This window comes from Novosphingobium sp. 32-60-15, from assembly GCF_002280675.1.
Lineage (GTDB): Bacteria > Pseudomonadota > Alphaproteobacteria > Sphingomonadales > Sphingomonadaceae > Novosphingobium.
Map to the genome: position 1 here is coordinate 1 of NZ_NCEN01000061.1, position 5,660 is coordinate 5,660.

The 5,660-nt window shown below is 63.9% G+C and carries 7 protein-coding genes; 2 read left to right on the forward strand and 5 right to left on the reverse strand.

The window, feature by feature from the left end; translation table 11 throughout:
* Nucleotides 1-24 precede the first annotated feature (24 nt).
* The 5 genes from glnA to B7Y89_RS18245 form a co-directional block, all read right to left on the reverse strand.
* On the reverse strand, nucleotides 25-1,434 hold the full coding sequence (gene glnA / locus B7Y89_RS18225) for a type I glutamate--ammonia ligase (RefSeq protein WP_292941051.1): 1,410 nt from the start codon (nucleotides 1,432-1,434) through the stop codon (nucleotides 25-27).
* Nucleotides 1,435-1,514: 80 nt separating this feature from the next.
* Nucleotides 1,515-1,853 carry a P-II family nitrogen regulator gene (locus B7Y89_RS18230; protein WP_054532344.1) on the reverse strand — a complete coding sequence of 113 codons (339 nt, stop codon included), beginning with the start codon at nucleotides 1,851-1,853 and terminating at the stop codon, nucleotides 1,515-1,517.
* Between the two features lie 288 nt (nucleotides 1,854-2,141).
* On the reverse strand, nucleotides 2,142-2,918 hold the full coding sequence (locus tag B7Y89_RS18235; protein ID WP_292941052.1) for an N-acetyl-gamma-glutamyl-phosphate reductase: 777 nt from the start codon (nucleotides 2,916-2,918) through the stop codon (nucleotides 2,142-2,144).
* Nucleotides 2,915-3,271, reverse strand: a complete 357-nt coding sequence (locus B7Y89_RS18240) for an SH3 domain-containing protein (protein WP_292941053.1) — start codon at nucleotides 3,269-3,271, stop codon at nucleotides 2,915-2,917. The genes B7Y89_RS18235 and B7Y89_RS18240 overlap by 4 nt, the downstream gene beginning before the upstream one ends.
* A gap of 76 nt (nucleotides 3,272-3,347) precedes the next feature.
* On the reverse strand, nucleotides 3,348-4,733 hold the full coding sequence (locus B7Y89_RS18245) for a leucyl aminopeptidase family protein (RefSeq protein WP_292941055.1): 1,386 nt from the start codon (nucleotides 4,731-4,733) through the stop codon (nucleotides 3,348-3,350).
* 47 nt (nucleotides 4,734-4,780) lie between these two features.
* Between B7Y89_RS18245 and B7Y89_RS18250 the strand changes: the two genes are divergently transcribed.
* Both B7Y89_RS18250 and B7Y89_RS18255 read left to right on the forward strand, forming a co-directional pair.
* On the forward strand, nucleotides 4,781-5,335 hold the full coding sequence (locus tag B7Y89_RS18250) for a DUF4163 domain-containing protein (RefSeq protein ID WP_292941057.1): 555 nt from the start codon (nucleotides 4,781-4,783) through the stop codon (nucleotides 5,333-5,335).
* Nucleotides 5,332-5,538, forward strand: coding sequence for a hypothetical protein (locus B7Y89_RS18255; protein ID WP_292941059.1), 207 nt, complete (start codon nucleotides 5,332-5,334; stop codon nucleotides 5,536-5,538). The genes B7Y89_RS18250 and B7Y89_RS18255 overlap by 4 nt, the downstream gene beginning before the upstream one ends.
* The last annotated feature ends 122 nt before the right edge of the window (nucleotides 5,539-5,660 follow it).

The window sequence follows — 5,660 nt, forward strand, 5'->3', positions numbered from 1 at the left end:
GCCGGCCCCCCAACGCATGCTCGCTTAGAGCGAGTAGTACATGTCGAACTCGACGGCCGACGGCGTGGTTTCCCAACGCAGCACTTCCGGCCACTTCAGTTCGATATAGGCTTCCAGCTGGTCCTTGGTGAACACGCCGCCTTCGAGCAGGAAGTCGTAATCGGCTTCCAGCGATTCCAGGGCTTCACGCAGCGAACCGCAGACGGTCGGCACCTGGGCCAGTTCGGCCGGCGGCAGATCGTAGAGGTTCTTGTCCATAGCTTCGCCCGGGTGGATCTTGTTCTTGATCCCGTCGAGACCGGCCATGAGCAGCGCGGCGTAGCACAGATAGGGGTTGGCCATCGCGTCGGGGAAACGGAATTCCACGCGCTTTGCCTTCTCGCCCGCACCGTAGGGGATGCGGCACGAAGCCGAGCGGTTGCGGGCCGAATAGGCCAGCAGCACGGGGGCTTCGTAGCCCGGCACCAGACGCTTGTAGCTGTTGGTGGTCGGGTTGGTGAAGGCGTTCAGGGCCTTGGCGTGCTTGATGACGCCGCCGATGAAGTACAGGCACATGTCCGACAGGCCGGCATAGCCGTTGCCCGCGAACAGGGGCTTGCCACCGTCCCAGATCGAGATGTGGGTGTGCATGCCCGAGCCGTTATCCTTCATGATCGGCTTCGGCATGAACGTGGCGGTCTTGCCATAGGCATGGGCAACCTGCTGCACGACATATTTGTAGACCTGCATGCGGTCGGCGGTGGTCACCAGCGTGCCGAAGGTCAGGCCGAGTTCGTGCTGCGCCGAGGCCACTTCGTGGTGGTGCTTGTCGCAGGGCAGGCCCATTTCGAGCATGGTCGAAACCATTTCGCCACGGATGTCGACGCAGCTGTCGACCGGAGCGACGGGGAAGTAGCCGCCCTTGGCGCGCGGACGGTGGGCCAGGTTGCCGGCTTCGTAGTCGCGGTTGGAATTGGTCGGCAGTTCGATGTCGTCGATCTTGAAGCCGTTGCCGTCGTAGCCGTCATAGAACTTGACGTCGTCGAACAGGAAGAATTCGGCTTCCGGGCCAACATAGACGGTGTCGCCGATGCCGGTTGCCTTGACGTAGGCTTCGGCGCGCTTGGCGGTCGAACGCGGGTCGCGGGCGTAGAGTTCGCCGCTCGAGGGTTCGACGATGTCGCACACGAGGATCATCATCGGCGTGGCCGAGAACGGATCGATGTAGACCGCGTCGAGGTCAGGCTTCAGGATCATGTCGGATTCGTTGATGGCCTTCCAGCCTTCGATCGACGAACCGTCGAACATCAGGCCGTCTTCCAGCTCGTCTTCGCCGAGCACGGAGGCGACCATGGTCAGGTGCTGCCACTTGCCCTTGGGATCGGTGAAGCGAAGATCGACCCACTCGATCTCCTCATCCTTGATCCGCTTCACGATTTCCTTTGCACTGGGCATAACTCAATTCCTCCAATGGACTTGTTCGTATTGTTATTCCTCCGGCGGAAGGACCGCCGGGGGCTGTTCGGTCTGATCTGTCAGATTGCGGCGTCGTCGCGCTCGCCGGTGCGGATGCGCAGGGCAGTGTCGATGGGCGAGACGAAGATCTTGCCGTCGCCGATGCGGCCGGTTTGCGCGGCTGCTGCAATCGCTTCCACCACGCGCTCGGCCATGTCGTCGGAAACGACGACGTCCAGCTTCACCTTGGGCAGGAAATCCACGACATATTCGGCACCGCGATAGAGCTCGGTATGGCCCTTCTGACGGCCGAAGCCCTTGGCCTCGGTAACGGTGATGCCGGATACGCCGATTTCATGCAGCGCTTCCTTCACCTCGTCGAGCTTGAAGGGCTTGATGATCGCTTCGATCTTTTTCACTTGGTCCCAGACCCCTGTTGCTATCCGCGCCGGCTTCAGGAAGCCGAACCGGGGGAGTTTGAATTTCCCCGGCGCAATCATCTTCAAGAATCGTGCCAACACGACCAAGAATCATGCCTGGGGCTGGAAATGGGGCGTAGAAGATCGGCGGCCCTTGGGAAAGTGCGGATTCGCAAGATCGCGAAAGCAGCGGCGCGACTGTGGCAACAATTCCGTCTCGCGCCGCCGCTCATAAATGGGCAAAATTCGGGCAGGAAGCTGCCCGTTTTTTAGGCAGTTAACCTTTGCCTAGAGCCGCAAACCTGCGGTTTCTTCCAGCCCGGCCATCAGGTTGAGGCTCTGCACGGCAGCACCGCTGGCACCCTTGCCCAGATTGTCGAGCATGGCGATCAGGCGGACCTGCGATGCATCGGAGCTGGCGAAGACGAACAGGTCCAGCCTGTCGTTCCCCTGGTTCGATGCGCGCAGCAGCAATTCGCCGTCCGCCGGGCTTTCGCCCATATGGACGACGGGGCTGTCCGCATAGAAAGCGGCGAGGCATTGGCGCAGCTCGTCAGGCGAGGCGGCACCCTGCATTGCGGCGCGCGGCAGCGGGATTTCCACCACCATGCCGCGATGGGCCGGGATCACTGCGGGAGTGAAGATCGGGGGCAGGGCAAGGCCGCAACGGGCCTGCATTTCCGGCACGTGCTTGTGGCCCAGGGCGATGAAGCCAGTGGAATAGCAGCCCGGATTGGACACGCGCATTGCCTGCGCCACGTTACGGCGGCCTTCGACTTCCGGGAAGCCATAGGTCCAGCCCGGCGCCACGCGGTGTGCGGTGGAAGCGTCGATCACGCGGGTGGTATCGTTCTCGATCAGCGCGACGGATTCGCGTGCGGCATCGTCGGGCAGGCACAGGATCACGAAATCGGCGGCGTTGAGCGCCTCGGCCCGTGCGGCCGGGTCCTTGCGCCGCGCATCGTCGAGCGCGATCAGCGTGAACTCGCTCCGCCCCGCAAGCCGGTCGGCGATTTCCAGGCCGGTGGTGCCCGCTGCACCGTCGATGAAGACGGAGGCGGTCATGCGAACGGGTCCAGCAATTCGTTGGTCTTCACATAGCCGACCGGACCATCGGGGCCCAGGCAACCCCAGGCCCAGGTGGCATTGCTGTCCAGCACGTCGAACCGCTGACCCGGCGACAGGTCATAGACGATCTCGGATTCATCGGAGGCCTCGGCGCGCATGTTCGCGCCCATGTCGCACACCATCAGCGGCATCGGCACGACGTAATGCGGCACGAAATATCGGCCCGCCAGCGCGACATGCGCAATGTCGCCGCGCAGGGGAACCGTGCGCGGATCGGGCTTGGCAACCGGGCCGGTCAGGGCGAAGGGGCCCAGGTTCGAATTGTCTGAGGTCGATGCGGTGGCGTTCAACGAAGGGTCCGTCTGCTGGATGAAGTTCGCGCGCGCTTAGACTGCAAGGGCCTTCGGGGCAAGATTTGCCGTCGTTTCACCCGGCATAGCGCGCCTTCAGCATGTGCCATGCCGCACGCAGGCCCAGCGCGTCGCCGCCCTTGGGGCGGCCCGGCTTGGCCGTGGGGCGCCAGGCAAAGGTGTCGAAGTGAGCCCAGTCGATGCCTTCGCCCACGAATTTGTCGAGGAACAGGCCTGCCACGCTCGCCCCGGCATAGCCATTGTCCGGCGAGTTGTTGAGATCGGCGACGTCGGATTTCAGCCACTCGGCATAGGCCGGGTGCAGCGGCAATTGCCACACGGCGTCATCATGCGCCTTGCCCGTTTCGATCAGGGCATGCGCGGTTTCCTCGCGCCGGGCCATCAGGGCGGGCAGGTCCGGCCCCAGCGCGACGCGCGCGGCGCCGGTCAGGGTCGCGAAGTCGATGATCAAATCCGGCTCGCTTTCCGACGCGAGCGCCAGCGCATCGGCCAGGATCAGGCGGCCTTCGGCATCGGTATTGCCGATTTCCACCGACAGGCCCTTGCGGGAGCGGAGGATGTCGCCCGGACGGAAGGCATTGCCCGCCACGGCGTTCTCCACGGCCGGGATCAGCAACTGGAGCCGCACGTTGAGCCCGGCTTCCATCACCAGCCCGGCAAGGGCCAGCGCGTGGGCCGCGCCGCCCATATCCTTCTTCATCAGCGCCATGCCGCGCGCGGGCTTGATGTCCAGCCCGCCGGAATCGAAGCACACGCCCTTGCCGACCAGCGCGAGTTTCGGCGCTTTCTCGCTGCCCCAGGTCAGTTCGATCATGCGCGGGGCATGATGGCGGCTGGCGGCGCGGCCCACGGCGTTGACCATGGGAAATTCGCTTTCCAGCCGGTCACCCTTGGTGACGGAGACCTTGGCCGCATGCGCCTTGGCAAGCGCTTCCACTTCCGCCTCGATCTGGGCGGGGCCCATATCCTCGGCGGGAGTGTTGACCAGATCGCGCACGGTCATCACCGCACGGGCTTCGGCCAAAGCGGGCTCTATCGCCTTCACGCCTTTGGTCAGCAGGATGCGGTCGCCCTCTTCCTCCTTGTCCTTGCGATAGCGGGTGAACCGATATTGCCCGGTCTGCCAGCCGTGCAGGGCGGGGCCGGGATCGCCGGTCATCAGGCGATAGGTGCCGGCGGGCAGCACTTCGGCCAGCTTGGCCAGGCACCAGCTTGAGAGCGAGGCGGTATTCGCCACGCCGCCTGCGGCAAACCAGCCGTCTCCATCGGGCACGATCACGGTCTGATATCCACCGGCAGTGAATTTCTGCGCTTCCACAGCCGCGCGCTGGGCCGGGTTGAGCTTCTTGAGCCAGGCTTCGAAGCCCTGCTTGTCGATCAGGTGAATTTCGGTGGCTTTCTGCCCCCGGTCAGGCTGGATCAATGTGTCCTTGTCGATCATGCTTCCCATCTGCATCACCTGCCGCCGAACCGCGAGGGGAAATTTCGATGGCTGTCCGCTCCGCTATTGCCAGTGCCCTTTCCGCCACCCTGTTGCCTGCCGCTTGTGTCGCAGTGGCGGGCTGTTCTGCTTCGCCCCCTGCCGGGGAGAAGGAAGCGGCAAGGGCTTCCCCCACCGCCAGCCCTGCTGCATCTCCCTCCGCCACGCCGCAGGCAGAGGCGCGCAAGATCGCCCAGGCGAACGAAACCTATGATTTCGAATATACCTTCCCCGCACAGGCCGACGCCATTCCAGGCCTTCGTGCCATGCTGGAAGAGCGGGCGAAGAAGGACATGGCGGAGACGGAAAGTTCCGCCATCGCCGGGCGCAAGGATGCCGAAACCGGCGGCTATCCGTTCCATGCCTATGGCTATTCCACCAACTGGCAGGTGGTGACCGATCTGCCCGGCTGGCTGAGCCTTTCGGCCACGCATTGGGAATTTACCGGCGGTCGGTGGAGGCGCTGCAGGGCGCGGCACAGCCTGCCTTCTGCAATGCGCTCGACAAGCAGCGCGAGGAAAAGCGCGGCGAGCAGATCGTGCGCAGCGCGGATGACTGGATGACGGCCTGCATCGGCTTCGATTCCGTCACCGTGATCCTGGGTTCCTCCAACGGCCAGACCTTCGACCGCATCGGCTTCCTCGTTCCGCCCTATGCCGCCGGGCCCTATGCGGAAGGGGATTATGAAGTGACGTTGCCGGTAACCCCTGCGGTGATGAAAGTGGTGAAGCCGCAATATCGGGCCTCGTTCAGCATCATGCGGTGAAACCCTCGCATTTTCGCCGCATCGTCGCTACATGGCCGGGATGACCGAATACCAGACCGTTACCGGAAACGAGACCGTCCTGCGCGACGGCACGATCAAGCTCCATGGGCCGGAAGGCTTCG

Excerpts from the sequence above, each read along its gene's own strand:
- B7Y89_RS18255 (WP_292941059.1), top strand. The coding sequence starts at position 5,332 with ATGACGGCCTGCATCGGCTTCGATTCCGTCACCGTGATCCTGGGTTCC.
- B7Y89_RS18245 (WP_292941055.1), bottom strand. The coding sequence starts at position 4,733 with ATGATCGACAAGGACACATTGATCCAGCCTGACCGGGGGCAGAAAGCC.
- B7Y89_RS18250 (WP_292941057.1), top strand. The coding sequence starts at position 4,781 with ATGGCTGTCCGCTCCGCTATTGCCAGTGCCCTTTCCGCCACCCTGTTG.
- B7Y89_RS18235 (WP_292941052.1), bottom strand. The coding sequence starts at position 2,918 with ATGACCGCCTCCGTCTTCATCGACGGTGCAGCGGGCACCACCGGCCTG.
- glnA (WP_292941051.1), bottom strand. The coding sequence starts at position 1,434 with ATGCCCAGTGCAAAGGAAATCGTGAAGCGGATCAAGGATGAGGAGATC.